We start from the raw sequence: 16,441 nt of genomic DNA, 5'->3' as shown, positions 1-16,441 counted from the left end.
GTTCAAAAGACCAGGCGTTTTTTATTGGTATGTTAGAGATTAATCTGGCTGAATGCCACCATCTTTAATAACTTTTTTCATCTTCACTAGGCCTTGGGCAATCATTTCTTTTAGGTGATCTGGTCCCAGAGGTACAAATTCAAAACCTTGCTGAATTAACTGGTCCCGCAATTTCTGGTCTTTTAATGCCAAAGCCAATGAATCATTGAGCTTGGTAACGACTGCTGGTGATGCACCCTTGGGCGCAACAATTGCCCCCCAGGTAGAGAACTCATAACCCTTAACGCTTTCGCTAACTGTTGGTGCATTTGGCAATAAAGGTGAACGCACTTTGCTGGTGACACCTAACACCTTTAGTTTCCCTGATCGAATATGCGGGAGTACAACCGATAAGGCACTAATCATCACGGGCACCTGTCCCGCCATAACGTCAGTTACCGCCGCTGCTGCTCCACGATAGGGTATGTGAACCAATGGTACGCCCGTGTACTGACGAAAGATCTCCATACCAATATGTTGAGGTGAGCCATTGCCACCCGAAGCGTAATCAATTTTCCCTGGATTTTCTTTAGCGATGCGAATTAAGTCTGCAGCCGTGTTTCCTGGAAAGGATGGGTTAGCTACCATGACGAAAGTGATTGCAGCTACTTCAGAAACTGGGACAAAACTCTGAATGGGATCGTAGTCAATTTTTTTATGCAGATTAGGTAGCATCGTTAAGATACTGTCATTAAATGCACCAAGAGCATAGCCCTCTGCATTGGCTTGAGCTACCTTGGTAGCTCCGATTAAGCCGGCACCACCAGGGAGATTTTCAATTGTAATTGCCTGCCCTAAGTTCTCACTCATCTTTTGCGCAATCGGCCGCATCAAAATATCAACTCCACTTCCGGCCTGCAATGGCATGATCATCTGAATCGGTCTATTAGGGTAGGTATTTTGAGCCTGGGCGGATGTAACCCAAATTAAACCCATTACTAAAAGCAAATGTTTTTTGATATTCATTTTTTATCTCTTATTAATATAATTTTTAACGTCCTAGGGATGCCTTTGTATATCTTAATGGAATAAAAAACCGCCCGGAGGCGGTCTTTTATGAAAAAGATTTTTTCTATTTAACTTACGGACTTCACCATATCTTCCACAACCTTCTTCGCATCACCGAAGACCATCATGGTTTTGTCCATGTAAAAGAGTTCATTATCTAGGCCAGCATAACCTGCAGCCATAGAGCGCTTATTAACAATAATTGTTTTAGCTTTAAATGCCTCCAAAATCGGCATGCCAAAGATTGGGCTACCTGGCGTACGAGCAGCAGGATTTACCACGTCGTTTGCACCAAGCACTAACACTACGTCCGCCTGACCAAAGTCACTATTGATATCTTCCATCTCAAATACTTGATCGTATGGAACTTCAGCTTCAGCCAAGAGTACATTCATATGACCAGGCATACGACCCGCTACTGGATGAATCGCGTACTTGACGGTCACACCATGATGAGTCAGTTTTTCTGTTAGTTCTTTTAGCGCGTGCTGAGCGCGGGCAACTGCCAAGCCGTAACCAGGAACAATCACAACCGTATCGGCATTCTCCATGAGGAAGGCAGCATCTTCTGGCGAACCGGTTTTGTAGTTCTTTGGACCACCATCATCAGCACCACCGGCAGAAGCTTCGGCACCGAATCCACCAAGCAAGACTGCCAAGATAGAGCGGTTCATTGCCTTGCACATAATATAAGACAGAATCGCGCCGGAAGAGCCTACGCAAGCGCCGGCAATAATCAATACAGGATTGTTTAATGTAAAACCAATACCTGCAGCCGCCCAACCAGAGTAACTGTTGAGCATCGATACAACCACTGGCATATCTGCGCCACCGATTGGGATGATCAAAGTCACTCCTAACACCAAGGCAATAGCACACATCACTAAGAATGCTTCGTGACTACCTGTCATGAAATACATAACGCCACCAGAAACCATGGCAATTGCGAGAATAAGGTTGAGTAAGTGCTGGCCAGCAAAGGTCACTGATTTGCCGCTGACCTTGCCGGACAATTTCCCAAAAGCGATGATGGAAGCGGTAAAGGTGATGGCGCCAATAAATGCACCGATAAAGAGCTCAATCTTTTGCGCGCCAGTATGGTCTTGGGCTGGATTAAATACTGCTGCAATCGCAATCAATACAGCTGATAAACCAACAAAAGAGTGCATTAGCGCTACGAGCTCTGGCATCTTGGTCATTTGCACGCGTTTAGCAGCAAGTATTCCGATGATTGCACCCGCAACAACCGCACCAATAATCAATGAGAAGACGGGTTTAAAGTCAGGAATCATGAAGGTGGTGATCACGGCAAGCAGCATGCCGATCATGCCGAAGGTATTACCTTGACGTGATGTGGTTGGTGAGGACAATCCACGCAAGGCGAGGATGAAGAGCACCGATGAAATTAGGTAGGAAATCGCGGTTATGTTTGACATGATTGTGGTCTCTATATAGATCTTGTTCTAGTTTTTATTTGGTTCCAGTCGCATCAGCTTTAGGAGCTTTTTTCTTGAACATTTCAAGCATGCGACGGGTGACCATAAAGCCACCAAAAATATTAATTGATGCCAAGAAGACGGCTACAGCACCAATGATGCTGGTGAGAGTGATCTCGTCGCCACCAATAACTTCAGTTTGAAGCAGTGCGCCGACAACAATAATTCCAGAGATCGCGTTTGTAACCGCCATTAGTGGAGTGTGTAGTGCAGGGGTCACATTCCAAACTACTTGATAGCCAACAAAAATGGCTAAAACAAACACGGTGATGTTTTGGACTGTGAGAATGCTTTGAAAAGCAGCGAGATCCATGATGTTTCCTTTGAATATTCTGTATTAGTTTTTACGGATAGCCAGGCCATCACGGCACATAAGGCAAGCAGTAACGATGTCGTCATCGGTTGGGATAACCAACTTCGCTTCTTGGCCAACGATTAGCTTCATGAAGTCGAGCAAGTTGCGTGCGTACAAAGCAGAAGCATCCGCAGCCACCATGCTGGCGAGATTACTGTAACCAATAATCTTCACACCATTTTTCTCAACAGTCTTGCCCTCTTCTGTCAAAGGACAGTTGCCTGATCCATTATCACCACGACCAGCTGCTAAGTCGATCACAATCGAACCGGGTTTCATATTGGCAACGGTATCGCTATGCAATAAGACTGGCGGCTTGCGACCTGGAATTAAGGCAGTTGTAATAACGATGTCAGCTTGTTGAGCACGTTCCGCAACTAATGCTGCTTGACGTTTCATCCAAGCCTCTGGCATTGGGCGCGCATAACCACCAACGCCTTTAGCAATTTCACGCTCTTCATCTGTTTCGTAAGGAACGTCAACAAACTTTGCTCCTAGAGATTCAATTTGCTCTTTAGCGGCAGGGCGCACGTCAGATGCTTCGATCACGGCACCCAAACGCTTTGCAGTTGCTATGGCTTGGAGGCCGGCAACACCAGCACCCAAGATCAGTACGCGTGCCGCTTTAACAGTTCCTGCTGCAGTCATGAGCATTGGCATAAAGCGCTGATACTCATTAGCGGCAACCATCACTGCTTTATAACCTGCGATATTGGCTTGCGAAGACAAGACGTCCATACTTTGTGCACGAGTGGTACGTGGGGCAGCCTCTAATGAGAATGCAGTCACGCCTTGGGCGGCCATCGCAGCGATATTGTCGTTATCAAATGGATCGAGCATGCCAATGAGCACGCTACCAGATTGAATTTGTTTGAGTTCTGCGGCTTCAGGTGCGCGGACCTTTAGAACAATCTCTGCCCCAAATGCATCAGCAGCGCTACCAATCGTCGCACCAACAGCTTGATATGCGGAGTCAGGCTGGCTGGCTGTAACGCCCGCATCTTTTTGAATAACAACTGTGTGGCCTTGGCCAATCAGTTTCTTAACGGTTTCCGGTGTGGCGGCAACTCGAGTTTCCCCAAGTCTGATTTCCAGCGGTACTCCTATGCGCATGGCATTTCTCCAAAAGCAAATTTTTCAAAAAAATCTATTTTAGTTAGTTAGGCGAGAAGCTACCTATCTATTTACCCTTAATGCCATTTATTTGGTTTTGCCACAAATCTCGTAAATTTGGAGCAAGACTTCTACAATGGGTTTTTTAGCTGATAACGAATTCTCGCATTTTTTGATGATCTCCCTCGATTCTGTTGCAATACCCGCCTCAAAACCCTCCAAAGTCGTGATTGGGATGTCTGGAGGGGTAGATTCGTCTGTTGCAGCCTGGATGCTCAAGCAGCAAGGCTATGAAGTGATTGGACTTTTCATGAAAAACTGGGAAGACGATGATAGCGATGAATACTGCTCCGCACGTCAGGATTGGCTAGATGTGGTGTCTGTGGCTGACCTCATTGGGATTGATGTCGAAGCTGTCAACTTTGCTGCCGAGTACCGCGAACGCGTTTTTGCCGAGTTTTTGCGTGAATACGCTGCCGGCAGGACACCCAACCCAGATGTTTTGTGCAATGCAGAAATTAAGTTCAAAGCTTTTTTAGACCATGCCATTAGTTTGGGCGCGGATGCCATTGCAACAGGCCACTATGCGCGGGTTCGACATGAGAATGGTCGCGTACAGCTATTAAAGGCCTTGGATGCCAGTAAAGACCAAAGCTATTTTTTGCACCGCTTAACCCAGAGTCAATTGGCCAATGTGCTTTTTCCTTTGGGCGAGATTCCAAAGACGGAAGTGCGCAAGATTGCCGAGCAAATCGGCTTGCATAATGCCGCTAAAAAAGACTCCACAGGGATTTGCTTTATTGGGGAACGCCCTTTCCGCGAATTCTTAAACCGTTATCTGCCGCGCACCCCCGGACCCATTAAAACCCCTGAAGGTAAAACGGTGGGAGAGCATATGGGCCTTGCCTTTTTCACACTAGGGCAGCGCAAGGGTATTGGTTTGGGTGGTAGCCAGGATGGCAATGGCGATGCTTGGTATGTCGCTCGCAAGGATGTCGCCAATAACACCTTATACGTCGCTCAGGGCCATGAGCACCCGTGGCTATTGGCCAATCAGCTTTCCACAATTGACGCTAGCTGGGTTGCTGGAGTTGCACCCACGCCTGGACAGTACTCTGCAAAAACCCGCTATCGTCAGGCAGACTCACGATGCACGTTTGCTGCTGGAATTACAGGGCCTTTGAGTTTTGAATTGGCCTTTCCGGAAGCTCAATGGGCAGTCACTCCGGGTCAGTCTGCCGTTTTGTACGACGGAGATATTTGCTTGGGTGGCGGAATTATTTCTGCCTGAGTCTTTGCGGCTGCTGGCGCCCTGATTTAAGCGGGTGGAGGCGCTGTTTCTGCGAAGGAAGGCCTTTGCATCAACTTTTGATAGAAGGCATCTAAATTGGGGTATTGCGCTTGCCAAGCAATATTGGGAAAGCGGAATAGCAGATAACCCAAGGCACAGCCAACAGCAATATCAGCCAAAGTCATCTGGTTGCCGTGGCACCAAGCGCTTTCACCTAATTTAAGGGACATTTGGGTAAGAGAGCTATTGATTTTGCCCATTTGACGCTCAGTCCAAGCGGCACTCTGCTGCTCGGGTGGACGCAAAGTGACTTCTAGTCGAGCCAGAATCCCTGCATCCTCCACCCCATCTGCTAAGGCTTCCCAGGTTTTGACTGTGGCCCTCTCACGACTACCCGCTGGAATAAGCTTGCTAACTGGGCTCAAGGTATCGGCATACTCCGCAATCACGCGAGAGTCATAAATCGCCTCACCATCGTCCAAAAGGAGGCAAGGAATCTTACCCAAAGGGTTGTTGAGGGCTATTTTGGTATCTGCTGCCCAGACATTCTCAAGTTCTAGGTCTAAATCTACCTTTTTTTCCAAGAAAACAATGCGTACCTTGCGTACGTAGGGGCTAGTGAGGGATCCGATTAGTTTCATAGGCTTAGTATAGCGATGCCAATCAAACTGAATTGCTTCTAAGAGCGATTAAAATCAGGTTTTATTGAAATAATCAATGTAAAGGCAATATTTGTGAGTCAGCCGATTTCTACTCTTAATGCACTATCCCCCTTAGATGGTCGCTATGCCGGCAAGCTGGATGCCTTGAGGCCCTGGTTATCCGAAGCTGCATTTATGCGTCAGCGCGTGTTTGTAGAGATTCATTGGTTGTTGGCTTTGGCCTCTGCGGGCCTGCCAGACGTACCAAAAATTAGTTCAGCAGATGAGACCTTCTTATTATCTTTGCCGGAAAACTTCTCTGATGCCGATGCGCAACGCATCAAGGATATCGAGGCAGTTACCAATCACGATGTCAAAGCGGTGGAGTATTTCTTAAAAGAAAAAGTAGCCGGTCGCCCAGATCTTTTAAAGGCCAGTGAATTTATACACTTCGCATGCACCTCTGAAGATATTAATAACACTTCGCATGGCTTGATGTTACGCGGGGCGCGTGATGAAGTGCTTCTGCCACAACTCAGAAAAGTCCTCTCAGTATTAACGGATTTAGCAATTGAGAATGCTAAGGTACCCTTGTTATCACGTACTCATGGCCAGCCCGCTTCTCCAAGTACCTTAGGTAAAGAGTTGGCTAATATTGCCAAACGTTTAGAGCGTGCAATTGCAACAATTGCAGCAGTACCTTTATTGGGAAAAATGAATGGTGCAGTAGGTAACTACAATGCGCATTTATCCGCTTATCCCAATTTTGATTGGGAAAACTTTTCTAAGAATGTCGTTGAAAAACGCTTAGGCCTGACCTTTAACCCTTATACGATTCAGATTGAGCCGCACGATGGCATGGCTGAATTGTTTGATGCAATTGCTCGTGCCAATACGATCCTCTTGGATATGGATCGTGATTTCTGGGCGTATATTTCAATTGGTTACTTTAAGCAACGCACTAAAGCGGGTGAGATTGGTTCTTCAACTATGCCGCATAAGGTGAACCCAATTGACTTTGAAAATTCTGAAGGTAACTTAGGCGTAGCCAATGCCTTGTTGCGTCACCTGGCAGAGAAGTTACCCATTTCTCGCTGGCAGCGCGACCTCACTGATTCAACTGTCTTACGCAACCTCGGCCCAGCCTTTGGCCACAGCGTTTTAGCTTATGACAGCGCCTTACGTGGCTTAGGTAAGCTAGAAGTGAACCATGCAGCAATTGCCGCTGACTTAGATGCATGCTGGGAAGTATTGGCAGAGCCAGTGCAAACTGTAATGCGTCGTTACGGTATTGAGAACCCGTATGAGCAACTCAAAGAGCTCACTCGTGGCAAAGGTATCAACCAGGCCGATTTACAAACCTTTATTCGTGGTCTGAAGATTCCGGATGATGCAAAAACCTTATTGCTTGAGATGACCCCATCTTCTTATTTAGGCAAGGCGGTCGAATTGACCGAACGCCTGAAAAAGTGAGCTTGACTCCAAGCCTTGGGTCCGCACCGGAGGATTTGCAATACGGTGCTCGCCCCAAGATCTGGTTTGCTGTTTATCAACTGCTTTGGCATCTGCTTCTGCCTTTTGCATTTATTCGCCTAGCTTGGCGCACACGCCACTCCTCTGAATATTTACACCACTTCTCTGAGCGTTTAGGTTTTGCTTATGGCCAGAAAAATACTCAGGGATCTGTATGGATTCATGCGGTATCTGTCGGTGAGACTAGGGCAGCTCAACCTTTGATTGAGGCATATCTCGCTCGTGGCGAGACGATTCTGTTGACGCACATGACACTCAATGGTCGCCGCACTGGCGCTGCTCTATTCGAGAAAGCAATTGCCGCCGGTCAGTTACATCAAGTCTATTTGCCCTATGACCTCTGCTGGTCTGCTGCTAATTTCATTCGCGTCTTTAAGCCAAAGCTCGGTTTGTTTATGGAAACCGAAGCTTGGCCAACGATAGTGTTTTATTGCGCAGATATTGGTCTGCCATTATTTTTAGTAAACGCACGGCTATCTGAACGAAGTGCTCGCCGCGTAAATCGATTTGGTAATGCGGGAAGATCTTTATTTCAAGCATTTTCAGGTATCTTGGCTCAAACACAATTAGATGCTGATCGCTATCGTAGTCTCGGCGTTAAGCAGGTTGAGATTGTTGGTAACCTGAAGTTTGATGTGCCACTTGATCCCAGCTTAGTTCAGCAAGGTAAAGCTTGGAAGCAAGAGCTTCATAGCAAACAACGCTTGATGGTCTGCGCTGCTAGCACTCGCGATGGTGAAGAAGTAATTATTCTGAAAGCTTGGAAAGATCTCTTAATGGGCAACGCTTTTGAGACTGCCCCATTACTGTGTTTAGTTCCACGTCATCCTGAGCGCTTCTCTGAAGTGGCTAATCAAATTGAGGATGCTGGTCTGATATTTCGACGCCGTACCGAATGGCTTGAGATATCAAAGGACGATGCTGGTATAGATGTAATTCTGGGTGACTCCATGGGTGAGATGCCGATGTATTACAGCGCAGCTGACTTAGTGGTCATGGGCGGCAGCCTGCTTCCATTTGGTGGTCAAAATCTCATTGAGGCTTGTGCTGCCGGTTGCCCGGTAGTACTTGGTGAGCATACCTATAACTTCCAACAAGCCGCTTTAGATGCCATTGAGATGGGTGCTGCAAAGCGTATTGCGGGAGATTTCAGCTTGAGTGATTCTGTAGCCCTCATGGATGCTTTAAAAAAGTTGCTATTGAATACCGCTGAACTGGCAAAGATGTCGAGCGCTGCGAAGTCTTATGCACTCGAGCATCAAGGTGCGACCCAAAAGATTATGGCCGCCCTTGAGAATTCAAACGAACTCAGATTGAGAGATTAAACCTGAGCCCCAAAGTTGGGATCATCGTTGCGTGTAACATCATCCAGCTTTTTGTCGCCCTTCACTAAATCTTCGCGGGTTACGCCAAGCCACATGGCTAGAGCTGCTGCCACGAATACTGAAGAGTAAATACCAAACAAAATACCAATAGTAAGCGCTAAGGCAAAGTAAAAGAGGGTGGGGCCACCAAAAATCAACATTGCCAAAACCATCATCTCGGTACTGCCGTGAGTAATCACGGTACGGCTGATTGTGCTGGTAATGGCGTTATCAATAATCTCGGAAGTACTCATCTTGCGATACTTACGAAAGTTTTCGCGAATACGGTCAAAGATCACCACGGACTCATTTACTGAGTAACCTAATACAGCCAATACCGCAGCCAAAACAGAGAGTGAGAACTCCCACTGGAAGAAGGCAAAGAAGCCAAGAATAATCACGATGTCATGTAAGTTTGCGATGATGCCTGCGACTGCAAATTTCCACTCAAAGCGGAAGGAGAGGTAGACCACAATACCAATGATCACAAATAGCAGTGCCATCAATCCATCTATTGCCAGCTCACGTCCAACCTGTGGGCCAACAAACTCGACACGTTGCAGTTTTACACCTGAGCTAACTGGCTCAAGCGCCTCCATGACTGATGCACTTTGATCTGCAGAGGAAATTATTTTTCCTTCCGCATCTTTTTGGAGTGGCAGGCGAATCATTACATCACGCGAACTACCAAAATTCTGAATCTGGGTATCGGAGTAACCCAGTTTTTCTACTTTGGATCTGATTGAATCTAGAGGGGCTGTTTGCGGATAAGATACTTCCATCACTGTGCCGCCAGTGAACTCAATTGATAAGTGAAGACCGTTTTGCCAAAGGAAGAAAACAGCTGCGAAGAAGGTGATGAGAGAAACTGCATTCAGCGCCAGTGCATGGCGCATAAAAGGAATGTCTTTTTTAATTCGGAAAAATTCCATGACTTATTTCTCCTGTGAGCGCCAAACTTGGCCGATAGCGAGTTTCTGAACTTTTTTACCTCTGCCGTACCAAAGGTTAACCAGGCCACGCGAGAAAAAGACTGCCGAAAACATTGAAGTCAAAATACCAAGGCAATGTACTACCGCAAAGCCTTTAATCGGTCCAGAACCAAATGCCAGCAATGCAAGACCAGCGATTAAGGTGGTGACGTTTGAATCCAAGATCGTTGCCCAAGCTTTATCAAAGCCAATGGCGATCGCAGTTTGTGGGGCAGCGCCATTACGTAGCTCCTCGCGAATACGTTCGTTGATTAACACGTTAGAGTCAATTGCCATGCCAAGCGCCAATGCCATCGCAGCGATACCTGGCAGTGTTAATGTGGCTTGTAGCATCGACAATACAGAAATTAAGAGTAGCAAGTTCACTGCCAAGGCTATTACTGAGAAAGTGCCAAATAAGAGGTAGTAAGCAATCATGAAAATAGAGATTGCTCCAAAGCCAATGATCAGAGATTTGAAACCCTTCTCAATGTTCTCTGCACCCAGACTTGGTCCAATCGTGCGCTCTTCAATGATTTCCATTGGTGCTGCTAATGAGCCTGCGCGCAACAAAAGTGCTAAGTCATTTGCGCTCTCGGTGGTTGGTTGGCCAGTAATTTGAAACTTAGAGCCAAACTCACCTTGAATCGTGGCAATCGTGAGAACCTCACCTTTACCTTTTTCAAACAAAATCATGCCCATCGGTTTGCCGATATTTTCACGGGTCACTTCTTGCATGACGCGACCACCAGCAGCATCTAAAGAGATATTGACTGCAGGGCGTTGGTTTTGATCGAAGCCAGCGCTGGCATCAGTAATACGATCACCACTAAAGATGACCGATTTTTTGAATACACCTTGGCGGTTCTCGCCGAAGCGGAATACATCCATGCCTGGAGGTGGGGTCTCACCAATGGCGATAGTTGAAACGATTGGGTCAGCTAGTCTAGACTCTAGAGTTGCGGTGCGGCCAATGATGTCCTTAGCGCGCGCAGTATCTTGCACACCAGGAAGCTGCACAACAATTCGCTCTGCACCTTGCTGTTGAATCACTGGTTCTTTAACGGCTAATTCATTAACACGCTTATTGAGCGTGACGATATTTTGTTTTACTGCGTTGTCTTGAATTTCTTTTAAGGCAGTCGGTTTAAATTCGCCAACCAGTTTTGGATATAAGCCGGTAGGCTTAACTTGCCAGGTCAGATCAGGCTGGCTAGTCATCAAAACAGAGCGAGCTTTTTCGGCATCTTCAGTGCTGCCGAAAGTTAAAGTGATGGAGTCTTGGCCTCGCTCGATACCTTGTTGACGAATCGATTTATCACGCAGCTGACTACGAATATCTGTTGCCAAAGAAGTAATCTTCTTTTGAACTGCGCCTTTCATGTCCACTTGTAGCAAGAAGTACACGCCACCACGTAAGTCAAGGCCAAGGGGCATTGGTAAGGCATTGAGTGCGCTTAACCAGCTTGGTGTGTTGGAGAGCAAGTTTAATGCGACTGTGAAATTAGGTTCATTTTGATCGATGTTCAATTTCTGTTGCAGCAAGTCGCGTGCACGAAGTTGGATGTCAGTATTGTTAAAACGAATTTTGATTGAGCCTACATTGCCTGTAGATTCAAAGAAGATGCCGGTATTGCTAATGTTGTCATCAGTCAGAATCTTTTCGACTCGAGACTGTGTCGCCAAATCAACCTTGATGGTTGGCTTGGCGGACGAGACTTGAACCGCTGGAGCCTCTCCGAAGAAATTGGGTAATGAATATAGCCCTCCAATCAATAAAGCAAAGAGGATGACTATGTATTTCCAGAGAGGGTAGCGATTCATATTGAGTTACTTTTAAACAAGCGTATTAAGCAGACTTCAGTGAGCCTTTTGGCAATACTGTTGTGATGGCACCTTTTTGCATTTGCACTTCAGTGCCAGTAGCAATTTCAACAGTCACTACTTGGTCTTTTAATGCAGTTACTTTGCCGATGATGCCGCCAACAGTGACTACCTCGTCGCCAACAGAAAGAGACTCCAACATTGCTTTAGTTTCTTTTTGACGCTTCATTTGTGGGCGAATCATGATGAAGTACAACACTGCAAACATCAAAAGCAAAGGAAGAAAGCTCATCAAGCCACCAGAATCTGCACCCGCGGCTGGAGCCTGGGCAAAAGCGTTACTAATCCACATACAAAACCTCCATTAATTACCAGTTGAAAACTGCTTTGGGAACTGCTTCAGTTTTAGGCTTGTAAAGCGAAGCCGTAAACCCGCAATTCTAAACTGTATGGGGCTTTCAGGGCTTATTTATGCTCCTAAGGCTATTAATCCTGTCCGGGCTCTACGCCGCGCTGGCGATTCCGATGAAATTCCTCGCGATAAGCGCTAAAACGGTCTTTAGCCAGAGACTCTCGGACCTCTTCCATCAGTTGTAGGTAATACGAAAGATTATGGATGGTGTTGAGCTGCGACCCCAAGATCTCATTCGCCTTTTGGAGGTGATTTAAGTAGGATCTGGTGAAGTTTTTGCAGGTATAGCAAGAACAAGTAGGATCGACAGGGCGATCATCGTCTTTGTACCCTGAATTACGCAGCTTGAGGTCACCAAAGCGGGTAAAGAGCCAGCCATTGCGAGCATTGCGGGTCGGCATGACGCAGTCAAACATATCAATGCCCAGACTAACGCCTAGCATCAAGTCTTCAGGTGTTCCAACCCCCATCAGGTAATGGGGCATGTGCTCTGGTAGCTTAGGGGCTATGAAATTAAGAATGCGCTCAAACTCGGGCTTTGGCTCACCAACGGAGAGGCCGCCAATGGCAATGCCATCAAATCCCTGTTGACTGACGGCATCCAAGGAGAATTCGCGGAGGTTTTCAAACATGCCGCCTTGGACGATGCCAAAAAGGCCGTTGCCAGTCTCGAGCTCGCGAAAGCGTTTTAAGGAGCGATCACCCCAGCGCAGCGACATCTCTAATGAGGCACGGGCAGTTTTTTCTGAGGTTGCCTGCCCTTTGATTTCGTAAGGAGTGCATTCATCAAACTGCATCGCAATATCACTATTGAGCACCGCCTGAATTTCCATTGATACTTCTGGCGACATAAATAATTTATCGCCATTGATCGGGGAGGCAAAGGTTACTCCTTCCTCAGAAATTTTTCTCAGCGCTCCTAAGCTAAAGACTTGAAAGCCGCCAGAATCAGTCAGGATCGGCTTATCCCAGCCCATGAAGCGGTGCAAGCCACCATGCTTCTTCACAACATCTAAACCAGGTCGTAGCCATAAATGAAAAGTATTGCCCAAGATAATTTGGGCTTTAGCCTCATGCAGATCGCGTGGGGTCATCGCTTTCACGGTGCCATAAGTCCCCACTGGCATAAAGATAGGTGTTTGAACACTGCCGTGAGGGAGGTCAAGCTGGCCAAGGCGTGCAGGGCTGGCAGAGTCACGCGCGAGGATATTAAAGTGAACAGGTTTTGTCATGAGCTTATTTAGTTAGGGCGGCTTAAGAACATCGCATCGCCGTAGCTAAAAAAGCGATATTTATTCTGAATAGCATGTTGATAGGCATTGCGGATATTGTCTACACCAGCAAAGGCACTCACCAACATCAGTAGAGTCGATTTTGGCAGATGAAAGTTAGTCAGTAGGCAATCTACGGTTTTGAATGTGTAACCAGGTGTAATAAATAAATTCGTTTCGCCACTAACCTGCTGGGTTTGAGCCTGACTCTCTAGGGCGCGTAGGCTGGTCGTGCCAACTGCAATGACTCTACCGCCTGCCTGTTGGGTGGTCTTAATTGCTGCAAGAGTTTCTGCAGGAATTGAAAACCACTCGTAATGCATCGTGTGTTTACTGAGATCTTCTTCGCGAACCGGTGTAAAAGTGCCTGCGCCTACATGCAGAGTGACTGTAGCCTGTTGAACGCCGAGCTCACTCAGTTGCTTAAGAATGGCTTGATCAAAGTGCAAGCCTGCCGTAGGGGCTGCTACAGCACCAGGATTCTTGGCGATAACAGTTTGATAGCGATTGGCATCCTCTTGATCTGGTTGATGCTCGATGTAGGGTGGTAGAGGTAATTCACCGAATCGCTCTAGCAAATCAAATACATTCTCGGGGAAGCGCACTTCATAGAATCGGTCATCATGGCCAATCATTTCGACGGGGAAGGTTTCTCCAGCCTGATTGTGTATATGAACAATGCTGCCGGTCTTAGGAACCTTAGAGGCCCTGATTTGTACCCAAGCTTGTTTATCTCCGCTGATGCGCTCAATTAAGAGCTCTACATTGCCGCCCGTCTCCTTTTTGCCATGTAGGCGAGCAGGAATCACCTTGGTGTCATTAAAGACGAGTAAATCCCCAGTTTTCATTAGCTTCAGAATGTCCGGGAACTGCCGATCAATTAATTGGGCGACATTACTACCCTCTATATTGAGCTCTAAGAGGCGGCTATCCGTTCTATTTGCTAGCGGGTGCTGGGCAATCAGTTCGGGCGGAAGGTCGTAATTGAAGTCGGAAAGTTGCATAGCATTACCATCAGGTATTGGATTTTAACGATGACGACTAAGCGACCACCAACTGCACTCGAAAAGATGGGTTTAAACAGCCCTATGGCACTTGCTTTGCACCTGCCGTCCCGTTATGAAGATGAGACTGAGCTCTTCACCATCGAGGAGGCCTTAGGCCTCGAAAGATTTCATTCGATTCAGACTCAGGGTATCGTGATTCGTAATCAGGTGACGTTTCGCCCCAGAAGACAGCTACTAGTCACGATTGAGGACGATACAGCTTCGCTGCAACTTCGCTTCCTGAATTTCTATCCTAGTCAGCAAAAACAAATGGCAGTCGGCAGTCATATCCGGGTGCGGGGCGAAATCCGAGAGGGCTATCAAGGTGCGGAGATAGTTCACCCTACTGTTCGTGCAGTTATTCCCGAAGCGCCATTGCCGGCAAGCTTGACTCCAGTCTATCCAGCTAGCGCCGGTATTTCGCAAACCATTATTCGTAAGGCGGTGCTCAAGGCTCTCCAAGATGCCAGCCTTAAGGAAAGTTTGGCAGAATTTTTACCATCCAAACTCATGGGGGAAATCCTGCCGAAAAATGATTGGCCACCGCTGCAAGATGCAATTACCTATTTGCACCAGCCACCTGCTGATGCCAATACCCAATCGCTTTTAGAACGAACTCATCCCGCTTGGCGGCGTGTTCAGTTTGAAGAATTATTAGCCCAGCAGATTTCCTTAAAGCGGGCGCATGCTATCCGGAGAGAAAGGCGTGCCCCTAGTTTTGTGAAGGGGAGGCAAGTAAGTAAGGCAAACAAAAAAAATGTCAGTATCGAAGAAGGCTTAATCAAAATCTTGCCCTTCGAGTTAACGAGTGCCCAAGCTCGTGTCTGGTCGGAGATTGGATGTGATCTATCCAATACCTTTCCAATGAATCGCTTATTACAAGGTGATGTGGGTAGTGGCAAAACAGTGATTGCAGCATTGGCTGCTGCGCGTGCCATGGATTATGGCTATCAAGCTGCCATCATGGCCCCGACAGAGATTCTGGCAGAGCAACACTATCTCAAAATGCAGGAGTGGTTTGGGTCTTTAGGGGTGAAGATTGCATGGCTCTCTGGCAGCTTGAAAGCTAAGGAAAAACGACTCGCACAAGAAATGATTGAGAGTGGCGAGGCGCAACTCATTATTGGTACGCATGCACTCATTCAGGATAAGGTGAGTTTTGCGAAGTTGGGTTTAGCGGTTATTGATGAGCAACATCGATTTGGTGTAAGGCAGCGTTTAGAGATTCAGCAACGCGTTGGCTCGGAGCTATTTTATTGTCACCAGTTGATGATGTCAGCTACTCCGATTCCACGGACTCTGGCAATGACCTATTATGCCGACTTGGATGTTTCTGTCATTGATGAATTACCTCCCGGTCGAAAACCTATTGCCACAAAGGTGGTGAAAGCAGCACGCAGAGATGAGGTGATTGGCGGTTTACATGATTGGCTGGCAAAGGGACTGCAAGCTTATTGGGTTTGCCCTCTGATTGAAGAATCTGAAGTCTTGCAATTGCAAACCGCAGTTGAAAGTTTTGAGCAGCTCACACAGGCACTTCCGAAATTTAAGGTTGGTCTAGTACATGGGCGCTTAAAGAGTGAGGAGAAGGCCGCAGTGATGGCAGCTTTCAAAGCCAATGAAATCCAGCTCTTGGTGGCTACAACGGTAATTGAAGTTGGTGTGGATGTGCCCAATGCAGCACTCATGGTGATTGAACATGCAGAACGGTTTGGCTATGCGCAGATTCATCAGTTACGAGGGCGTGTTGGGCGCGGTTCGGCAGATTCAGTCTGTATCTTGATGTATGCAGAGCCACTATCCATGGCCGCTAAAGAGCGCCTACAAACTTTACGAGAAACGTCAGACGGATTTGTCATAGCAGAGCGCGACTTATCGCTTCGTGGCCCAGGTGAATTATTGGGAGCCAAGCAATCTGGAGATGCGATGTTGCGATTTGTCGACCTTCAACGTGATGCATGGCTGATTGAGTTAGCTCAAATAGCAGCAGAGCGTCTGTTAGCTGAGCATGCCGACTTAGTTGAAAGACATCTTGAGCGTTGGCTTGGCTCTCGCACTGAGTTTCTAAAAGCTTGAT

General features: G+C 47.0%; 14 protein-coding genes. 4 read left to right on the top strand and 10 right to left on the bottom strand.

The genetic code is table 11. The features are described 5' to 3' along the window. Positions 1–39: 39 nt before the first annotated feature. The 4 genes from C2759_RS09045 to C2759_RS09030 all read right to left on the bottom strand — a co-directional run bounded on the left by C2759_RS09045 (position 40) and on the right by C2759_RS09030 (position 4,011). A complete protein-coding gene (locus C2759_RS09045; protein WP_215354873.1) occupies positions 40–1,005 on the bottom strand; it encodes a tripartite tricarboxylate transporter substrate binding protein in 966 nt (321 codons plus the stop codon). 110 nt (positions 1,006–1,115) lie between these two features. Further along, positions 1,116–2,483, bottom strand: coding sequence for an NAD(P)(+) transhydrogenase (Re/Si-specific) subunit beta (locus C2759_RS09040; RefSeq protein ID WP_046330780.1), 1,368 nt, complete (start codon positions 2,481–2,483; stop codon positions 1,116–1,118). Between the two features lie 34 nt (positions 2,484–2,517). After that, entirely contained in the window at positions 2,518–2,856 is a 339-nt protein-coding gene (locus C2759_RS09035) for a proton-translocating transhydrogenase family protein (RefSeq protein WP_046330779.1), read from the bottom strand. A 24-nt stretch (positions 2,857–2,880) separates the two neighbouring features. After that, entirely contained in the window at positions 2,881–4,011 is a 1,131-nt protein-coding gene (locus tag C2759_RS09030; protein WP_215354871.1) for a Re/Si-specific NAD(P)(+) transhydrogenase subunit alpha, read from the bottom strand. Between the two features lie 175 nt (positions 4,012–4,186). On the opposite strand from C2759_RS09030, the gene mnmA reads away from it, so the two are divergent. Beyond that, positions 4,187–5,302, top strand: a complete 1,116-nt coding sequence (mnmA, locus tag C2759_RS09025) for a tRNA 2-thiouridine(34) synthase MnmA (RefSeq protein WP_215356753.1) — start codon at positions 4,187–4,189, stop codon at positions 5,300–5,302. A 26-nt stretch (positions 5,303–5,328) separates the two neighbouring features. Here the strand turns inward: mnmA and C2759_RS09020 are convergent, their stop codons facing one another. Then, positions 5,329–5,943 carry a glutathione S-transferase N-terminal domain-containing protein gene (locus C2759_RS09020; RefSeq protein WP_215354868.1) on the bottom strand — a complete coding sequence of 205 codons (615 nt, stop codon included), beginning with the start codon at positions 5,941–5,943 and terminating at the stop codon, positions 5,329–5,331. Between the two features lie 93 nt (positions 5,944–6,036). Here C2759_RS09020 and purB point away from each other — a divergent pair, with 93 nt between their 5' ends. Together purB and C2759_RS09010 are read left to right on the top strand one after the other, a co-directional pair. Continuing rightward, a complete protein-coding gene (gene purB, locus C2759_RS09015; RefSeq protein WP_215354866.1) occupies positions 6,037–7,416 on the top strand; it encodes an adenylosuccinate lyase in 1,380 nt (459 codons plus the stop codon). A gap of 2 nt (positions 7,417–7,418) precedes the next feature. Beyond that, positions 7,419–8,801: a 3-deoxy-D-manno-octulosonic acid transferase gene (locus C2759_RS09010; protein WP_371816904.1), complete on the top strand. Its 1,383-nt coding sequence runs from the start codon at positions 7,419–7,421 to the stop codon at positions 8,799–8,801. Here the strand turns inward: C2759_RS09010 and secF are convergent. The 5 genes from secF to queA all read right to left on the bottom strand — a co-directional run bounded on the left by secF (position 8,798) and on the right by queA (position 14,322). Next, positions 8,798–9,772 (bottom strand): protein translocase subunit SecF, encoded by a 975-nt coding sequence (gene secF / locus C2759_RS09005; protein WP_215354863.1) that lies wholly within the window; start codon positions 9,770–9,772, stop codon positions 8,798–8,800. The genes C2759_RS09010 and secF overlap by 4 nt on opposite strands. A gap of 3 nt (positions 9,773–9,775) precedes the next feature. Next, positions 9,776–11,635, bottom strand: coding sequence for a protein translocase subunit SecD (secD, locus tag C2759_RS09000; protein WP_215354860.1), 1,860 nt, complete (start codon positions 11,633–11,635; stop codon positions 9,776–9,778). 25 nt (positions 11,636–11,660) lie between these two features. Continuing rightward, entirely contained in the window at positions 11,661–11,987 is a 327-nt protein-coding gene (gene yajC / locus C2759_RS08995; RefSeq protein WP_215354857.1) for a preprotein translocase subunit YajC, read from the bottom strand. A 134-nt stretch (positions 11,988–12,121) separates the two neighbouring features. Then, a complete protein-coding gene (gene tgt / locus C2759_RS08990; RefSeq protein ID WP_215354854.1) occupies positions 12,122–13,279 on the bottom strand; it encodes a tRNA guanosine(34) transglycosylase Tgt in 1,158 nt (385 codons plus the stop codon). An 8-nt stretch (positions 13,280–13,287) separates the two neighbouring features. Beyond that, the gene (gene queA, locus C2759_RS08985) at positions 13,288–14,322 is read right to left on the bottom strand and encodes a tRNA preQ1(34) S-adenosylmethionine ribosyltransferase-isomerase QueA (RefSeq protein WP_215354851.1); all 1,035 of its coding nucleotides are present in this window, start codon (positions 14,320–14,322) and stop codon (positions 13,288–13,290) included. Between the two features lie 30 nt (positions 14,323–14,352). On the opposite strand from queA, the gene recG reads away from it, so the two are divergent. Next, positions 14,353–16,440, top strand: a complete 2,088-nt coding sequence (gene recG / locus C2759_RS08980) for an ATP-dependent DNA helicase RecG (protein ID WP_215354849.1) — start codon at positions 14,353–14,355, stop codon at positions 16,438–16,440. Position 16,441: the final 1 nt, after the last annotated feature.

It is taken from the genome of Polynucleobacter sp. MG-Unter2-18 (assembly GCF_018687675.1).
In the GTDB taxonomy this organism is placed as follows: domain Bacteria; phylum Pseudomonadota; class Gammaproteobacteria; order Burkholderiales; family Burkholderiaceae; genus Polynucleobacter.
Note: the sequence above shows the minus strand (reverse complement) of the source record. Positions and strands in the feature narration are given on the sequence as shown.